The following is a 15,693-nucleotide window of genomic DNA, read 5'->3' as shown; positions in this document are numbered from 1 at the left end:
TATATCAGATTCATTAAGAAATGTCTCTTGAAGTGTCTTAAATTACGATACCATTATATTAGGGTGCTCGGCTCATACCTCTGCAAGTAGGAAAGCAAGTCCATCTGCCGTGCCTGCTCAATCACGGAAGGATCAATCTGCACATAGGGTCGGTTACTTCTCATTCAAATAAAATCACCTCCTGAAATAGAAAAAGCCGAGGGATTTTCCATTAAGAAAACCTCTCGGCTATGTAAATAAGTATCTTTTTCAAATTTGTCTTAATTGCTCTTACATAATAACTCCTCAAGTTGACAGTTGATTACCGTTTTCAACATTTTTGAAAACTCTTTTGCAATGTCAAAATACCTTTGTTTAATGGCAGGAAACTCCTCTGAGTGTGTTCCATCTGGTAATTCAGCTCCAACTAAGTCATTCAGTAATTTTTCGCCTTCTGTTTTTTTTACCTCTAATTCTTCAATATAGCATTTGTCTAACAAAGGTTTTGCTATTTCATAACGCCCAGAATCGTCCATAAACAAATTAAGCAATCTATAAAAAGCTATTTCTTCGGCAGTATCCCCTCTTGGGGCAGAATCATATTTATGCCAATTCAATATTAATTCATATAGTCTACTATATCTATACTTATCAATTTCATTCATTTGCTTTTGTTTTTCTATTTTTTTTAGTCGCCAATTATTCATCAGCGAAATAATTATATTGGCTATTGATGTAACAAGTGCAGCAAATACTGCTGCTGTAAGAATAACCGTAGTAAAAAATTCATTTAACTCCATTATTGCTTCTCCTTGCAACTTAAAATCTGTGTTTTTTATTTTGAAAGCTTACTCAAATTGTTTTTAAATAAATTGTAATATGTTTCTTCAAACTCGGTTACTTTTAATATTCTTTCCAAAATTTTTTTGTGAACTTTATCTACCGAAGCATCTTCATTTTCTTCATTCCCAACATCATACACTTGCAAGCCCAAACTAATATCAATAATACTTTTTGTAATAGTGTCAATCACATCAATCAATTTAATAATCTCTTTCTGTTCATCATCCGAAAGCAAATAACCATGCTTTTGAAAATGTGAATACATAATTTTCATATTCATATCTGCTGCTTCATAGGCTTCTGAAAGTCCATTTTCTTGAAAATTTTTTTGAGAAGGTAAATTTATAATAATATGCCTTAAAAGTTTTTCCTCTGGTAATACATTAAGCAATTCGGCATAAGCCTCTCTCAATCCTTTATATCGTTCTTGATTTACAGTAAATTTTTGCTTGCTTTTTTCAAGCTCTACTAAACGCTTATTATTCTTAAATGCAATAATTAAGGAAAAGATACCTGCAACTAAGGATGCTATTACGCCTGCAGAAAGCAATTCTAATATAATAGTAATTCTGTTATCCATTTTTCTCTCCTTTCCTTACAACAATTTTCCTAATATATATCCTAATATGGCACTAAGTAAACAGAAAAATAGATTCCATAAAAGTGTTTTGGGAAAAGTCTTTTTTTCCTGCTTATTTAATGTGTTTTCCAGAAGAGTATTTAAGGCATTCACTTGTTCTTGATTCATGGTTGTTATTTGTTGGCTAATTTCTGCTTCCTGTTTCATCTGTTCAAACAACTTTTTTTGTTTCTCAATTTCAAGTAGTGCATTTTCAATAATTTCTTTAGAATCTTGCAGATTCTTGCTAACAGAATCAATGCTTACACTTATTACATTATCTTCTGATGTCTTTAAGTTCTCTTTGTTTAGGCTTGCCTTTATGTCTTTTAAGTTTACTCCTAAAAATGATGAAATAACTGATATAAGCACTTCCAATATTGCCGTATTCAATTTATCACCTCCACAATATGTTTCTTATTATTTCACTGGACTTGTTTTATTTTTTCAAAATATTTATAATCTCAGCTATTTTAGGGTCATAATCTTCCCCAGATTGATTTCTAAACGATGTACTACCATTATCTATATTCCAAGAACCAAATGCTTTCAGTACTTCTTCACGAGATGCTTCTGCTCCATATGCATCCAAAAAGAATTTACCAAAAGAAATAGCGTGTATCCTATCTGAGCATCTTATCGCTTCAACCATAAAGGACTTAGCAAGTGTAAATAGTAATTTAGATAATGAAATCAATATGATAATAATGAACAAGCAAGTAACGCCATATGCTATCATATATCCAATATTTTCTGTTTGCCAATCTCTATTTGCGACAAAAATAACGGCAATGACAATCGTAGCAATCAAAGAAACAATCGAAACTAAATATAGCCAGAAGGCAAATTTTTTATTTCTTTTTTCGCTTTCTTTCAAATTAGTAAAAACATCCTCTATGTACTTTGATAAGCCCGTCTTTACTTTTTCCTCGGATTTTCTTCGTTCTTCTTCACCCCGCTTTATTTTCTCATCATGTGCCGCAAGAATTAGTCTTATTTTTTCAATAGCATCTTTCTCTAATGACTTGTCTAACCTTACTTTTTGTCCATGCACACCATATTCTATTGACAAATCGTTACTATTGTCCTCTTTACTCTCATATGGAATAACAATATAATTAAACCTATTTAGGTCTGCTGGTAAAGGGGTATCCTTTCCTAAAACTACAGGTATAACTAACGGTATTCTCCCTTTGTCTAAAAATGACAACATGGATATAGTTTCATTCGCCACAAAGTGGCTTCCATTAGAATTTTTTGAAATCACAACAATTACCGCATCAGCCTTCGCAATTCCTTTGCCAATATCTTTGTATATGTTGTTTCCAATGGGAATTTTGTTGTCAATAAATACATCGTAGCCATCGGCTTCTAACGCTGATGACAGTTTAAGGGCAAATTCCTTGTCTATATGCGAATATGATATAAAAATATTCATATAATCACCTTTCTCTAAATTTTCTTTATAAGGCATCTTTATTATAGCACAAAATCTTGTATATTTTTACCAACGGTGACAACTATGTAAAAGCGGCATCAGCTCCACGCCAATGCCGCCGTTCTTGGTTATAAAATTCCTGCCTTTTTGAGATATCCAACGCTGTCATAGCACCCTCTGAAATAGATTGCTTCCTGCTGCATATCGCTGAGCCTATTCCGAAGCTCCAAAACTTCTATCAAAGCCTTACACTCCTGCTCGGATAAATCGCTCGGCTTTTCCGTATCCAGAGCCTCCATCACTTTTGGATACTCCTTGTAGAGTTTCTCTATCCTTTCCTCTATGAAATGGTATTCTGGATTTTCTTTGGGCAGCTTTGCGATAACGGAGCTTAGATATTCAGCAAAGATGTTGCTATGCACATCAACAAAGGTTTCAAATCTGAAATTATCAAGCACACCTTTCACCTCCGACATTTACTAATCTACACCTATTATACTTCCCAGAAATCAGCAATACAAATATGCAAACCGCATTATCTCTCTCGACTTGCACATTTTCTTTCGGGCTGTTCTTCTGCCTGCTCTGGCTCGGTATCCATAACGGAAGTATCTTTTTCATTCAGATTCAGCTCAATGTTAAGAGCGTTCAGCCGTTCTGTTTTTTCTTTCAGCTCATCTTCAAAGGCAAAAGGCTTCTTGATTTCCTCCTTTGCGGTTTCAAGCTGTGCGATAGTTTCCGCCTTTTTGGTCTTAGCTGCTTCCAGTCTGACGGGGAGCTTTGACAGCTCGTTCTCGATTCGGGTCAGATTTCCGAGGGCATCAGCACCTAAATCAACCTTATGCTTTGCTTTTCCGCAAAGGTTCATACAGTAATGGGCGTTGACGGTATCATAATAAATCTCCATTTGGAAACCTCGATAGCTGCCGATTTCGGTAGGTGCAGACATCGGATAGTCCTTGCAGATTGCAAGGAGCATTTCGCCTGCGTCTGCTTTTTCGGTGTAGGTCACGCCTTTTAGGGTCATCGGGCAGAACTTATCCTCGCCCTGCGGCTTATGCTGCTCGGCAAGAATTGCATCATTTTCATAGCCTGCAATGCGTTCCTCATACTCCTTGATAGTCTTTGGATAGTATTTCAGCACCCTGTCCTCAAGGTCGTAATGTTCGGAAAGGTAACTCTGCTTTAACACTCGGAGCTTTGATACCTGTATATCCAAATCCATCTTTTCCTTAAAACGGGCATCGCCTGTGGCAAGCATTTTAACCTCCGCAAAGGACAGGGCAACCTCGTCCACATCTTCGACAGAACGGATAGGGCTTTTGCTCGTCATTATCTGGCTGATAAATTTCTGCTTACTCTCCACCAACTGATAGAGATAGGCATCAAAAGTCTGCTCGGTCACATAACGGTAAACCTCCACCTCTGAGAACATATTGCCCTGCCGTTCAATACGTCCCTGCCTTTGTTCAAGGTCAGTCGGTCATTTTTTGCGGACAGTTCATACATGCTATCCTTTTCTGTTCTCTGCTCCTGCGTTTGCTCTCGTTTGATTTCTCCCTCCGTATCTTCTTGGCACAAGCAGGACAATACCTTGATGCACCAGAGCCCGGGACATATTCAACGCCGCACACCGTACAATTTTTAGCGGGCATTGCTGCCCACCGTTTTGTAGGTATGATATGTAATTCATCGACAAAGCCGATGAATTTATAGTAAATCTTGATTTCCTGCTTCACTGTTCCGTCTGCCATCTTCTCACGCTCCGAAACAAGTATCTTGTCTATGAGTGCGTTTATAACTGTTGCATCCAGTTCTTTTAAGCCTTGATAATTTCGGATAAGGGCGAGGAAGTCACGGATTCCCCGTGATTTCTCGTAGCTTTCATTAAGAGTTTCCGTCACCTCTTTCAGCCTTGCTTCAATTTCAAGCTGCTCTTTCTGGTATTTCCCCGACATCATCTCAAAATTCCGCTCGGTAATACGCTCCATGACCTTATCCTCGTAGAGAGAGGAAAACAGCCTGTCCAGTTCCGCAAGGCGTTTGTTCAGCTTCTTACGTTCTTTCTCTAATGCTTTCGCCCTGCTCTGGTCTGTTTCCGTGAGCCGCTTTTCTATGGCCCTGACCGCCTTTTCATCATTCACTGCCATATCCGCAAAACAGTTGATGTCGGCAAGAACGGCATTGAATAAATCCCTTGCTTCTATATTGTGGGCACTACACTCGCTTCTTCCGTTTCTTGCATAATTATTACATGAATACTGTACACAGTCTACAAAGACTAACGCTTTTTGTTTAGGAATTATTCTCTGTAATGTTTCTCGTTCTTTTGATTATTTGATATATCCATATTATCCTGCCTATACGAGCTAATGTTATCATTTTGTTATCGGCATTGATAACACCTACTCGATAACTGTGGATAATAACTATATGTAGCATGTCAAATTATAAGCTATTTTGCTTAGAGATTCAACACAAAACTGAAATTTTACTTTTCCTTATATTCATCTGGTATTGCTATTTGAAATGTTTCACACAACAGCATCACATCATGCACATCATTTTTATCGTGTTCATATCCCAAATGAAGCATTACCTGACTCAATGGTTCAATACAAGAAACAGTTATATCTCCAACTTTTCCAATACCGGAAAAAGTTTTTGATGGAAATATATCTCCCTCATAAACAATTCCGTCATCTGTAAATTCAAAACAATGTAAATCAATGATTCTTTGTTTATCATCTTTCCAGACAGTATGACCATCCGTTGTATAATCAGTATTTACTTCCTCAAATCCATGCTGCTTAATCACATAAATATAATCATGATAATGTTTCAGTTCAACAAACAAATCAATATCATTGTGTATTCTTGATTCTCTTTTAAGAAGTGCATCAACACCCCATCCGCCATCTAAATATACTTTAATTTCGTTTTGCAAAGCATATTTTATAATTTCACATGCATCTTCTGTACGTACCATAATCTATCCTCCAAATTCAAATCTTTGTATGCTTTCCAACTCACTAAAAGCCTGAAATTTGTCAGTCTTTCATCCTTTTTGTTATCAATCACCAATTAGCTGTAATCCATTAGGATTTAGCTGATATATTTTATCGCACACCTCTTCAATATACTTTCTATCGTGAGAAATGCTAATGACAGCCCCCGGAAATTCTCGGAGCATTTTTCTTATTACCGGACCGGACAATGGTGAAAAATTTCTTGTCGGTTCATCCAGAATAAGAACATTTGCACCACTTAAGCTCATCCTCAAGAGAAGCACTTTCGCCTTTTGTCCGCCTGATAACTCCCGAATCGGATGCTCCATTTCATCTGGTGTGTATTTAAGTGAACCAAGGTATGTTCTAATTCTTGTACGCTCTTCTTTATCTCCTGTTTTATCAAGGTAATCAACCGGTGTAACATCCAAATCCAGCAGGTCTTCATAAGTTTGAGGCATATATTCTGCTTTAATGTCATTCCGATTTAGGAGTTCTTCCGCTATCTTTTTTAGAAGAGTCGTTTTTCCTGCCCCGTTGGCTCCTATCATACAGATTTTTTCTGAACCTTTTATTTTTAAATGAATTCCTTCTGCTAAAATTCTTTTGCCATCCGGAGTCACAAGCTTTGAAAGTTCATATTCTATGACCGTTTTTCCTGCGGGAATGTGTGAGTTTTCATCCCCTAATTTGACAAAGATTGCTTCTTCCTGTTCCGGCATCTGAGTCATATTTTCATCTTCTTTTTCAAATCTTCGTTCCATTGCCTTAACCGTATGCATTTTGTCCTTTAAGTTTTTGGCAACAGACGGTGCTTGTCTGGTACAACTTCTTAATGCACCTTGTACACTCTGCATAACTCTTTGATATTTTTCATCGCGAATCTTTTTCTCCCTACGGTCACTCAGTGCCCGCTGTTTTTGGATTTCAAATTTATGAAGCCGTTCTTCCACATAGCGTCTATAGGGAAGCTTTGCCACGGTATATCTCGCCTTTGTTTTTCGTATAATCTGCTCGATATGTATCACCATGTTGGCAGTACGCTCTATCAGCGTTTCATCGTGTGAAATAAAAAGCACAATGTGCTTCCAGTCATTTATGATTTTTTCCAGTAATGTAAGCGTCGCAATGTCGATGTCATTGGAAGGTTCGTCCAACAACAGCACAGAAACATCGCGAATGAAAAGCCTCATAAGTTGTGTCTTGACTTTTTCGCCTCCTGAAAGACTACCCATTGTCTGGTTACTGTAGAAAAAATCATTTTTCATTCCAAATTTTCCCGCAATAACAGACAATTCTTTAGGCGTTTTCTCCCAGAATATTTCCTCTTCAGAAAAATATTCGTATATTGTTTTTTCCTTATCTTCATCGAGCATCTCCTGCGGAAGATAACCAAGACGTTCGTGTCCCATTATCCTTTCCCCATCTGCTTCTATATAGTTTTCTACAAGCGACGGATTGTATATCCACTTCATTAATGTCGATTTCCCATTTCCCTCTTCTCCAATAATAACTGCCTTATCTCCATCATTTAGCACAAGGTTGAAATCATTAAGAATTATTCTCAGGTCTTTTTTATGTGTTAAATTTAATTTTTTTATCTGCAACATTAAAGTTTCTCCTTTTCGAAGTCTGAGCCAATTATTATTTTGAACACACAAAAACGAGTCTTTTTTGCATACGCAAAAATAGACTCGCTAAATAGCCCCTTATTTCTTTTCCAAAAGGAAAACAAAGGAAATGCCTCTTGCGATAATCCAACTTAAGCGTACACAAAACAAACCTATTCTCTACAGGCTCAATAACTATATGTGTCTTACTTAAATCAAATTATCTATTAATCATTTCCTCACCTTACACAAAATGTGCCTTTCTTTCTTCTAATGGCAATACTATCATACTGTATTTTTTGTGTCAATACATTTCACCTTATGGAAGTGCAAATTAAAATTTTCACTTCCTAATTATACATCCAACCATTACGAAATTCAATCTTTCACAACCTCTTTACAACCACAACCACAGCACTCCAGCAAACGCAGGAGCACCATACCGTAAAACGCTTATGTGTAAATCAACTCCGTTCCTACAACTTCCCTCACACAAGCCTGAATATTATTCATTCTTCCAATCCATTCGTAGGGATTATCTTTCTTTAATTGTTCCGTCACATCTTGTCTGTCGGCATATTCCTTTACCAGTCGAAGAAACATATCCTCTGCTTGCTTATCGACTTCTGCAAGATAACTATGCAGCTTTCCGCTTGTCAGCAGGTTCATATATAACACTTTATAGTGTTCCTTTAAATGCCTTGCATGTCGTTTCCCCCATAAACCAATCGGCTCTATTTCTTCTTCGGCTGGTACTGTGATGTTCGGCAATAAATAATCACCCACCTGTCTATAAGTTCCGCCCATTTCTTCAAAAATTGTCTTTGTCATTTTCCTTTTCCTCCTGTGATTTTTGTCTATCGTGATCGTGTATTATCACGCTTGCGACCTTTAACTGTTCTTGCCTGCTCCAACAAATCATCTATCTGTTTGCGACCAAAAACCTTACGGAGCAGGCTGTAATCTTTATTTTCTGCTTTTAGGATTTTGTTTTCTTCGGTCAATCTTTCATTGACTTTCTCCAAACGCTGATTGGTGCGGTATAACTGTGCATTCGCTGTATTCAGCCTATGATAGTTGTCCCACCCCTCAAAGCAGCGGGCAAGCACCGTTTTGACAAGTTGCTTCAATTTCCTTACAACCGGCTCTGCCATTTTGGTTTTATATGCCTTTGCAGTCATAAATTTCTCTGGTTCTGGCAACTGATATTTCGGTGCAGTATCAAGCTCTATTTCAAGATTTGACAGCTCGTCTTTTGCCTTATCATAGTTCAATACTCGTTCCGACAACACATCAAATTCAATCTGTTTCTGCTCGATTTTCGCACCTAATGCCGCCACTTCTTTTTCTCTTTCCTGCTTTTTATAATCCAAAACAGAAAGATGTTTTTCGTGTGTGCCTAAATGTTCCCACTCAATCCCATAACGTTCCATCACCGCCGCAAGCTGTTCTTTTTCGGACTGTATCCATTGCGACCACTCCGTATCGCCACGACTGCCGCCCTTAAAACCTTGCGTTGCAAGAGCCTGCTTTAGTGACACTCTTGTATCAAGTCCACGCTTGCTGCCTGTGGTAAAAGGTACAAAATCTATGTGCAGATGTGGTGTAGCTTCATCCATATGCAGATGAGCCGAGAACACCCGAAGCTGTGGATTTCGCTCCTGAAAACCCTGATAGTATTCATCTAAAATCTGCTTTGCCAGTTCTCCGTTTTCCGTATCGGCGTTCATATTTCCCTTACCGCCCACCTGTAAAATGATTTCGTGGAACGGTTTTTCCTGCTTGGAACTTCGGATTTTTTCATAATAATCTTTTATCTTTCGGTCTGACCTTATCTGCTTGGCATTGTATCTTTCCAATGCTTCATCAAACAATTCGTGATAAACTGTCTTTATATTTTCATTGCAGTAGTCGATATTGAGATGAGTACGAGTTCCGTCTACATTTTCTGCTCGGAACTTTCGGCTATTGTGATTGACCGAGCCTTTACCGACCATTGCACTTATCGTTCTCTGCATTTTTTCATCTCCCATCTGTAAATTTCAACATTCTCAGGTTTTGTTACTTTTGTCAAAAGTAACGCAAAAGCACTTTTGACGGGTACACCCATCAAAAATGCGACCTGTAAACAGGTTTTGCGTTCTCCGAAGGCTCTCCGAGGGGTGAGCGTGTGCCGGTGGCACACACGCCTGCGAACCGACCGAGCCAGCAGGCGAGACCAAAGAGCCGCCTTTGAAAAGGCACTCTCTGCACACTCCCCTAAACTTTATCCGGTGTCAAAGTGTGACGATGGTGACAATGTTTTTCACAGCGTGCTGCTCTCAAAAACATTGACACCTTTGACACCGTTTGTCACGCCGTCTGCTCGGTTTCTTTCCAAAGTGAAACCTTTCTTCCGTCGTGTGTGCGGCTGTTCTGATAACGGATACCGTAATCACGAAACAGCCTGCTTGCGTTGATACTGAGCCTTAAAGAAAGTACATTCGGCTTTATATCCACCGCAAGCCTTTCGCAAAGTTCCGAAGCAGTTCCTTCCCATCTGTCACTTTCCGAAAAGAGCGTATCCGCTATCTTCTCAAGCAGAGGTTCGGGCGGTTCTTTCCACATCTCCGTTTCCGATTTTGCAAAGTTCCACACCAATCGCTCGCTGTCCCTTACAAGATGGATTTTCATATCCTGCTGGTCTCTGCCAGCAACATCAAGTGTGGCATTGTTGGAAGTACGCTTGTCCTTACTGAGAACAAATGCACCGTCTGCCGCACCCATCAGACCATTCGTGCCTGAAATCATATCGAATATATCTTCCGATTTTTGTTTGCGTGTATGATGAACAATAAGCATTGAAACCTTGTAACTGTCTGCCAACGCTTTCAGCCTTGCCACAACATCATAATCACTTGCGTAGCTGTAATCTGCTCCGCCTGCTTCACGCACACGCTTTAAGGTGTCTATGATAATCAAGCCTGTGTCTGGGTGTTCCCTCATAAACCCTCTTATCTGTTCTTCCAGTCCGCCATTGACCGTTTTACATTCCGTTGCGAAATACAGATTGCCTGTCTCCTTTGCACCGAACATCTGAAACAATCGCTTCTGCAAACGTGGGTAATCATCTTCAAGGGCAAAATAAAGCACCGTTGCCTTACGCACCTTATACTCCCAAAGCGGTGTGCCTGTGCTGATATGATAGGCAAGCTGTGCCATCATAAAGCTCTTTCCCACTTTCGGGGAACCTACGAAAAGGTAAGTTCCCCTTTGGAGCAGACCGTCGATAAGTGGTGTCTGAACCTCAAACACCGTATCATACAGCGTTGTCATTGATACTGTTTTCAGATAGGAAGGGTCTAACTGTCTGAGTATTTCCCTTTGCATTTCTTCAAAAGATTGCTCGTACCCCTTGAAATCCGTATCCTGATTGACTATACTATTGTCAGTACATTTGGAAAGTGACTGTTCCGCATCTGTTGCCGCAGATACATTTGGAATAGTCATTTCTTTTTTATTCTCCATTCGCATCCTCTCCTTTCAAACCGCCGAGAATAATGGAAATCAGTTCTATTACACTCAGCAGTTCATCATCCACACCTTTTCCTGCTTCAATCCTTTTCAGTTCCGCAAGGACTGTGGCAAATTCCGTTTTCAACGCCTTATACACTCTCGGATTGCCCTGTACCACCACATCCTGATTTAAGCAACGGCGGTAACAATACTCCTGTTTTGGCAATCCTGATAGAGCTACAGCTCTGTTAATGAGTTCGTTTTCTTCGGGCGATACTCGAAACCCTACTGTGATATTCCTCCAACGATTTTTGTTATCTCTGTTCTTAGCTGACATTTTCAAAATCTCCTTTCCCTAAATCATCTAATTTTTCTGCCATCTCAATCTGCTTTGACGGAAAGAGGTGTGCGTACTGATAAGTAATATCAATACTTTCGTGACCAACTCGGTCAGCAATCGCCACCGCAGAAAAGCCCATATCAATCAAGAGTGAAATGTGGCTGTGACGGAGATCGTGAATGCGGATACGCTTCACGCCTGCCGCCTTTGCCCCTCTGTCCATCTCGTGATGAAGATAGCTTTTCGTCACCGTAAAGATACGGTCTTTCTTCTTCAATCCGTAAAGCATACCGAGATATTCTTTCATTTCCTCACACAGAAACTTCGGCATTTTAATCGTGCGGTTGCTCTTTTTCGTTTTCGGAGAAGTAATCACATCCTGCCCTTTCAAACGCTGATAGGATTTATTGATTGTGACTGTTTCCTTATCAAAGTTGAAATCTGCCGGAGTCAAAGCTAACAGCTCGCCCTCTCGGATACCGCACCAGTAAAGCATTTCAAACGCATAAAAGGAAACAGGCTTGTCCATCATCTCAAAAGAGAATTTCTTGTATTCTTCCTTTGTCCAGAACAGCATTTCCTTGTGTTCCTCACGTCCCATATTTCCCACCTTTGCCGCAGGATTGGAACGCAGTTCATAGTAGCGGACAGCGTGATTGAAAATGGCGGACAACTGATTGTGCAGCGTTTTCAGATACGTCTGTGAATAAGGCTTTTTCTTCTCATCACGATAGGCAAGCATTTCATTCTGCCAAGTAATAATCTCCTTTGTGGAAATCTCGCTGATTTTCAGTTTCCCGAAATACGGAAGTATCTTTGTGCGTATGATATGCTCTTTGGTAAGCCACGTGTTTTCCTTCAAACGGTTCTTCACATCATTGATATAAAGCTCCGTAAAGGCTTCAAAACTCATATCAAGGTCTGAAGAAGTCTGCAATTTGAACATTCTTTCCCATTCCTGTGCTTCTCGTTTGGTAGCAAAGCCACGCTTGCATTTCTGCTTGCGTTCCCCTTTCCAGTTCACATACCTTGCCATCACATACCAAGTACCGTTATCTTCATTCTTAAATACCGGCATTTACATTTCCCCCTTTCCTGCTCCGTAGAGCCTTTCGTAAAAATACTGGCGATTTACACGCCCTGCAATCGTAATAAAGCCCTTTGCTTTCAATTCCTCATTTAATTGTCTGATGAGTTTATATGCATAAGGTTTTGATACGTTTAGTTCCTGAGCCACATCTTCGGCTCGGATAAATCTGTTTTCCATATCCTTTTTCTTCCTTTCTTAAAATAATTTTTTGCTTGCCGCTTTCTCCGTGTTAAAGTTCCAACAGGCACTCCTGCTTGTCGGCAGGCGCTGTGCTGTCCCAATGCACCGCAGTACATCAGGCGCTCGCTCGTATAGGGGTTCCCGAAAAGTCGGAGACTTTTGGGGAAGAGGAGGAGCAGTGCAGCGAATGAGCTTTTGTGCTTGCACACAAGCGAACGATACGGAACTTGCTCCGACGAGGTCTTGGCGGTTTGGCTTTTCGGACGGTCATTCAGTTGTCGCATTAAGCATATTTGTTTAATTCGTAATTTATTTTACTAAACATATTTGCTATTGTCAAGTGGTTGCAAAGAAAATATTAAACATTTTTGTTTCGGTTTTTCTTGACTTCCACTAAACATTTCTGCTATACTTATTTCACTAAATATAAAAGGAGCGTATCATTATGGCTATCAGCGAAAGAATACATTTTTTCAGACTAATGCGTGGTATGACACAAAAGTATCTCGGTACAGCAATCGGTTTTCCAGAAAAGAGTGCTGATGTGCGTTTGGCACAGTACGAAACTGGTACACGCAAACCGAAAGCAGACCTTACAAATGCATTGGCACAGGTGCTTGATGTTTCTCCACAGGCTCTTGATGTTCCTGACATAGACAGCTATATCGGTCTTATGCACACTCTGTTTACCCTTGAAGATATTTACGGTCTTACTGTCAGTGAAGCAGACGGAGAGGTATGCTTAAAGGTCAACAAGGACAAAGGCAGAGAAGCATATGAACTCCTCAAAATGCTGTATGCTTGGAAAGAACAGGCAGACAAGCTATCTTCCGAAGAAATCAACAGAGAAGAATACGATAACTGGCGTTACCATTATCCAGAGTTCGACACCACACAGCGTTGGGCAAAAGTTCCATCACAGGAATTAAGTGACGCTCTCGTGGAAGCATTCAAAGACCACTTGAAAGATAAATAAGCACCTACAGGACCTGCCACTGGCAGCTCCCTACAGATGCTTTGGCAACGACAAAAAAGCCCTTAACTATGGTTATTAACCACAGCTAAGGGCTTAGTTTATAATATGGAATTTGTTCAGAGCCAAGCTCCGAACTTTAGTCTGCAAGCCACCTGTTAATTGTTCCGTTACCCATAAACCACTGGATAACAAGAATAATGGCACTTGCTATGACTGTTATCAATTTGTTATCAAAAGACTAATCGAAATCGCTGAAACCCGCATAAACACTGGCTTTTTTAAGCAACTCGATTTATTCAAACTCGATAATCTCTGGGCGTTTCCTCCTGTGTACGTTCATTGCCCGCAGAGCACATCCGCAGTCCACACACTTGATAACGCCTGCAAAAATATTTACAAATCCTCCCTTGTTCTGTGGAAGCCTACGACTTGTAATAAGCTGTTGGACAATATCAAATTCCTCCTGCGTGACTATTCCCTCATGGGTATTGGGTATCACTTCCCATTCTTCGGGCAGCTTAGAGGGGCGTTTCTTGCTTTTCATATTGGCGGCAATCCGTTTGTAGCCTACAAGATTTCCCGCATATATCGGGCTTCTTAAAATGCTCCTCACGCTGTTCCCACTCCAAATATAGCGTTTGTCCTCGTTCCCCTCAAAATGACGTTCAAAGCCTGTTTCGCCACGCTCCGCCGCATAAGCGGCAGGGCGTAGGATATGCTGTTTATTAAGATGTCTGCAAATTTTGGCAACTCCATTCCCTTTTAATGCAAGGTCGAATATCTCTTTTACAACATGTGCCACTTTATCATCTATCAGCAGATGGTTGTGGTCGGCAGGGTCTTTGATATAGCCATAAGGGGCGGTAGTTCCCATGAATTTCCCCTGTTGAAACCTCGCCCGATATGCCGATTTTATCTTAACAGATATGTCAGCGGCATACATTTCGTTTAAAATGTTGCGGAAAGGCGTGATGTCCATAGCAGATTTATTCAAGGTATCTACGCCGTCATTGACCGCTATATACCTCACGTTATGCTCTGGGAAGAAAACTTCCAGATATAACCCACAATCAAGATAGTTTCTCCCCAGACGGGATAAATCTTTCGTAATCACGCAGTTTATCAGACCGCTTTCAATGTCTTTTATCATATTCTGGAAACTTGGTCTTTGGAAATTTGTACCAGAATAACCATCGTCCACATACGTTTTTGCTATGTGCCATCCCTGCTTTTTCACATAATCCGTGAGGATGGATTTCTGTGTCGCAATGCTCGCACTCTCGTTATCCGTACCATCGTCTTTAGATAAGCGGCAATAAATGCCGACTAAATAGATTTTCTTTTCTTCTTTGATTCCTGCCATACTGTAAAACCTCCGTATCTGTCCTATCTGTTTTCATGTCCCATTGCGTACATTCTAAGCGGACAGCCCCTCATTGTCGAAGGTGTCGCCCTCGGCAATCTTCTTCCGAATATCCTCGGAGATAATCGGGACAAACGCTTCTGTAACGGTCTGTGTGCCGACATATTCACGGCTGATTATCATCTGCACTGGTGCTTTTGGCACGATACGCTTTCTCTTTTTATCTGCTTTCTTATCCTCGCCCATACTTAAATCTTCCTTTCCAGACAGGGCAGGGAAGAGTTTGGAAATGTCCCCGCCCTGCCAATCAGATACCATTAATCCTCGCTGTTTAATTCTTTCTGTAATGCTTTAAGGAGTGCCGCCGCTTCATCAGCGTTCAGCGTGATTCCCTTGCCGCACTTTTCACGGTTCGGGGAAAAGCTGCGGATGTCATACTTCGGCTCTTTCCCATTCCATGAAATGAGATTGATTTCCTTTGTGTAGCCACTGTCGCCCGTAGACAATACTGCGATTTCCTTTACGATTTCATACTGGATTTCTCTCATTCTCCATACCTCAACTCTCTGTATTTACTTCCCGAAAAAAGAAGATTAGCGGCTGTCACGGTTGCGTTTCCTCTGCAACTCACGCTCCAAAAGTTTGATGATGGTTTCCTCCATCTGCTTCGGCGTTGTGTTCTTCGGAAAGTATTTTTTCAGCTTGCTTGTGTTGATTTTCAAGGTTTCTTTCTGGTTGCCCTTTTCCTCCGT

The 15,693-nt window shown here is 40.2% G+C and carries 17 protein-coding genes and 3 pseudogenes; 1 reads left to right on the top strand and 19 read right to left on the bottom strand.

Annotation, left to right across the window (positions count from 1 at the left end; genetic code table 11):
- Positions 1 to 260: 260 nt before the first annotated feature.
- From DWX28_RS17880 to DWX28_RS17810, 15 genes and pseudogenes are all read right to left on the bottom strand, one after another.
- Complete coding sequence (locus DWX28_RS17880; protein WP_118254390.1) at positions 261 to 779, bottom strand: hypothetical protein; 519 nt, start codon at positions 777 to 779, stop codon at positions 261 to 263.
- Between the two features lie 35 nt (positions 780 to 814).
- Positions 815 to 1,402, bottom strand: a complete 588-nt coding sequence (locus DWX28_RS17875) for a hypothetical protein (protein WP_199611866.1) — start codon at positions 1,400 to 1,402, stop codon at positions 815 to 817.
- Positions 1,403 to 1,417: 15 nt separating this feature from the next.
- The gene (locus tag DWX28_RS17870; RefSeq protein ID WP_118254387.1) at positions 1,418 to 1,834 is read right to left on the bottom strand and encodes a hypothetical protein; all 417 of its coding nucleotides are present in this window, start codon (positions 1,832 to 1,834) and stop codon (positions 1,418 to 1,420) included.
- Between the two features lie 46 nt (positions 1,835 to 1,880).
- Complete coding sequence (locus tag DWX28_RS17865; protein WP_158565340.1) at positions 1,881 to 2,879, bottom strand: toll/interleukin-1 receptor domain-containing protein; 999 nt, start codon at positions 2,877 to 2,879, stop codon at positions 1,881 to 1,883.
- 128 nt (positions 2,880 to 3,007) lie between these two features.
- Complete coding sequence (locus tag DWX28_RS17860) at positions 3,008 to 3,337, bottom strand: DUF6664 family protein (RefSeq protein ID WP_243002485.1); 330 nt, start codon at positions 3,335 to 3,337, stop codon at positions 3,008 to 3,010.
- A gap of 77 nt (positions 3,338 to 3,414) precedes the next feature.
- Positions 3,415 to 4,314: a helicase gene (locus tag DWX28_RS17855; protein ID WP_118254378.1), complete on the bottom strand. Its 900-nt coding sequence runs from the start codon at positions 4,312 to 4,314 to the stop codon at positions 3,415 to 3,417.
- A pseudogene (locus DWX28_RS17850) lies at positions 4,281 to 5,155 on the bottom strand (DUF4368 domain-containing protein); the annotation flags it as partial. The pseudogene DWX28_RS17850 and the gene DWX28_RS17855, both read right to left, overlap by 34 nt.
- A gap of 215 nt (positions 5,156 to 5,370) precedes the next feature.
- A complete protein-coding gene (locus DWX28_RS17845) occupies positions 5,371 to 5,868 on the bottom strand; it encodes a nucleotidyltransferase domain-containing protein (protein WP_009247521.1) in 498 nt (165 codons plus the stop codon).
- Between the two features lie 84 nt (positions 5,869 to 5,952).
- On the bottom strand, positions 5,953 to 7,497 hold the full coding sequence (locus DWX28_RS17840) for an ATP-binding cassette domain-containing protein (RefSeq protein ID WP_009247522.1): 1,545 nt from the start codon (positions 7,495 to 7,497) through the stop codon (positions 5,953 to 5,955).
- 453 nt (positions 7,498 to 7,950) lie between these two features.
- Positions 7,951 to 8,328 (bottom strand): TnpV protein, encoded by a 378-nt coding sequence (locus tag DWX28_RS17835; RefSeq protein ID WP_009247523.1) that lies wholly within the window; start codon positions 8,326 to 8,328, stop codon positions 7,951 to 7,953.
- A gap of 26 nt (positions 8,329 to 8,354) precedes the next feature.
- Positions 8,355 to 9,494: a plasmid recombination protein gene (locus DWX28_RS17830; protein ID WP_019190307.1), complete on the bottom strand. Its 1,140-nt coding sequence runs from the start codon at positions 9,492 to 9,494 to the stop codon at positions 8,355 to 8,357.
- A gap of 355 nt (positions 9,495 to 9,849) precedes the next feature.
- Positions 9,850 to 11,004, bottom strand: a complete 1,155-nt coding sequence (locus tag DWX28_RS17825; protein WP_009247525.1) for an AAA family ATPase — start codon at positions 11,002 to 11,004, stop codon at positions 9,850 to 9,852.
- Positions 10,994 to 11,329, bottom strand: coding sequence for a plasmid mobilization protein (locus DWX28_RS17820; protein ID WP_009247526.1), 336 nt, complete (start codon positions 11,327 to 11,329; stop codon positions 10,994 to 10,996). The genes DWX28_RS17825 and DWX28_RS17820 overlap by 11 nt, the downstream gene beginning before the upstream one ends.
- On the bottom strand, positions 11,319 to 12,410 hold the full coding sequence (locus DWX28_RS17815) for a site-specific integrase (protein WP_009247527.1): 1,092 nt from the start codon (positions 12,408 to 12,410) through the stop codon (positions 11,319 to 11,321). The genes DWX28_RS17820 and DWX28_RS17815 overlap by 11 nt, the downstream gene beginning before the upstream one ends.
- Complete coding sequence (locus DWX28_RS17810; protein WP_009247528.1) at positions 12,411 to 12,599, bottom strand: transcriptional regulator; 189 nt, start codon at positions 12,597 to 12,599, stop codon at positions 12,411 to 12,413.
- Between the two features lie 448 nt (positions 12,600 to 13,047).
- Here DWX28_RS17810 and DWX28_RS17805 point away from each other — a divergent pair, with 448 nt between their 5' ends.
- Positions 13,048 to 13,578 (top strand): helix-turn-helix domain-containing protein, encoded by a 531-nt coding sequence (locus DWX28_RS17805; protein WP_009247529.1) that lies wholly within the window; start codon positions 13,048 to 13,050, stop codon positions 13,576 to 13,578.
- Between the two features lie 301 nt (positions 13,579 to 13,879).
- Here DWX28_RS17805 and DWX28_RS17800 read toward each other — a convergent pair.
- The 4 genes and pseudogenes from DWX28_RS17800 to DWX28_RS17785 all read right to left on the bottom strand — a co-directional run.
- Positions 13,880 to 14,941 (bottom strand): annotated as a pseudogene (locus DWX28_RS17800) (recombinase family protein); the annotation flags it as partial.
- Between the two features lie 54 nt (positions 14,942 to 14,995).
- On the bottom strand, positions 14,996 to 15,187 hold the full coding sequence (locus DWX28_RS17795) for a hypothetical protein (protein ID WP_001820669.1): 192 nt from the start codon (positions 15,185 to 15,187) through the stop codon (positions 14,996 to 14,998).
- 71 nt (positions 15,188 to 15,258) lie between these two features.
- On the bottom strand, positions 15,259 to 15,489 hold the full coding sequence (locus DWX28_RS17790; protein ID WP_001206986.1) for a YdbC family protein: 231 nt from the start codon (positions 15,487 to 15,489) through the stop codon (positions 15,259 to 15,261).
- A gap of 45 nt (positions 15,490 to 15,534) precedes the next feature.
- Positions 15,535 to 15,693 (bottom strand): annotated as a pseudogene (locus tag DWX28_RS17785) (ParB/RepB/Spo0J family partition protein); the annotation flags it as partial.

The organism is Blautia sp. AF19-10LB (assembly GCF_003461245.1).
Lineage (GTDB): Bacteria > Bacillota > Clostridia > Lachnospirales > Lachnospiraceae > Blautia_A > Blautia_A intestinihominis.
This window is presented reverse-complemented; position numbering and strand designations above follow the sequence as displayed.

What these genes read in the sequence shown, in the direction of transcription:
- DWX28_RS17880 (WP_118254390.1), bottom strand. Translation starts at nt 779, where the DNA reads ATGGAGTTAAATGAATTTTTTACTACGGTTATTCTTACAGCAGCAGTA.
- DWX28_RS17875 (WP_199611866.1), bottom strand. Translation starts at nt 1,402, where the DNA reads ATGGATAACAGAATTACTATTATATTAGAATTGCTTTCTGCAGGCGTA.
- DWX28_RS17865 (WP_158565340.1), bottom strand. Translation starts at nt 2,879, where the DNA reads ATGAATATTTTTATATCATATTCGCATATAGACAAGGAATTTGCCCTT.
- DWX28_RS17855 (WP_118254378.1), bottom strand. Translation starts at nt 4,314, where the DNA reads ATGTTCTCAGAGGTGGAGGTTTACCGTTATGTGACCGAGCAGACTTTT.
- DWX28_RS17845 (WP_009247521.1), bottom strand. Translation starts at nt 5,868, where the DNA reads ATGGTACGTACAGAAGATGCATGTGAAATTATAAAATATGCTTTGCAA.
- DWX28_RS17840 (WP_009247522.1), bottom strand. Translation starts at nt 7,497, where the DNA reads ATGTTGCAGATAAAAAAATTAAATTTAACACATAAAAAAGACCTGAGA.
- DWX28_RS17835 (WP_009247523.1), bottom strand. Translation starts at nt 8,328, where the DNA reads ATGACAAAGACAATTTTTGAAGAAATGGGCGGAACTTATAGACAGGTG.
- DWX28_RS17830 (WP_019190307.1), bottom strand. Translation starts at nt 9,494, where the DNA reads ATGGTCGGTAAAGGCTCGGTCAATCACAATAGCCGAAAGTTCCGAGCA.
- DWX28_RS17825 (WP_009247525.1), bottom strand. Translation starts at nt 11,004, where the DNA reads ATGGAGAATAAAAAAGAAATGACTATTCCAAATGTATCTGCGGCAACA.
- DWX28_RS17820 (WP_009247526.1), bottom strand. Translation starts at nt 11,329, where the DNA reads ATGTCAGCTAAGAACAGAGATAACAAAAATCGTTGGAGGAATATCACA.
- DWX28_RS17815 (WP_009247527.1), bottom strand. Translation starts at nt 12,410, where the DNA reads ATGCCGGTATTTAAGAATGAAGATAACGGTACTTGGTATGTGATGGCA.
- DWX28_RS17810 (WP_009247528.1), bottom strand. Translation starts at nt 12,599, where the DNA reads ATGGAAAACAGATTTATCCGAGCCGAAGATGTGGCTCAGGAACTAAAC.
- DWX28_RS17805 (WP_009247529.1), top strand. Translation starts at nt 13,048, where the DNA reads ATGGCTATCAGCGAAAGAATACATTTTTTCAGACTAATGCGTGGTATG.
- DWX28_RS17795 (WP_001820669.1), bottom strand. Translation starts at nt 15,187, where the DNA reads ATGGGCGAGGATAAGAAAGCAGATAAAAAGAGAAAGCGTATCGTGCCA.
- DWX28_RS17790 (WP_001206986.1), bottom strand. Translation starts at nt 15,489, where the DNA reads ATGAGAGAAATCCAGTATGAAATCGTAAAGGAAATCGCAGTATTGTCT.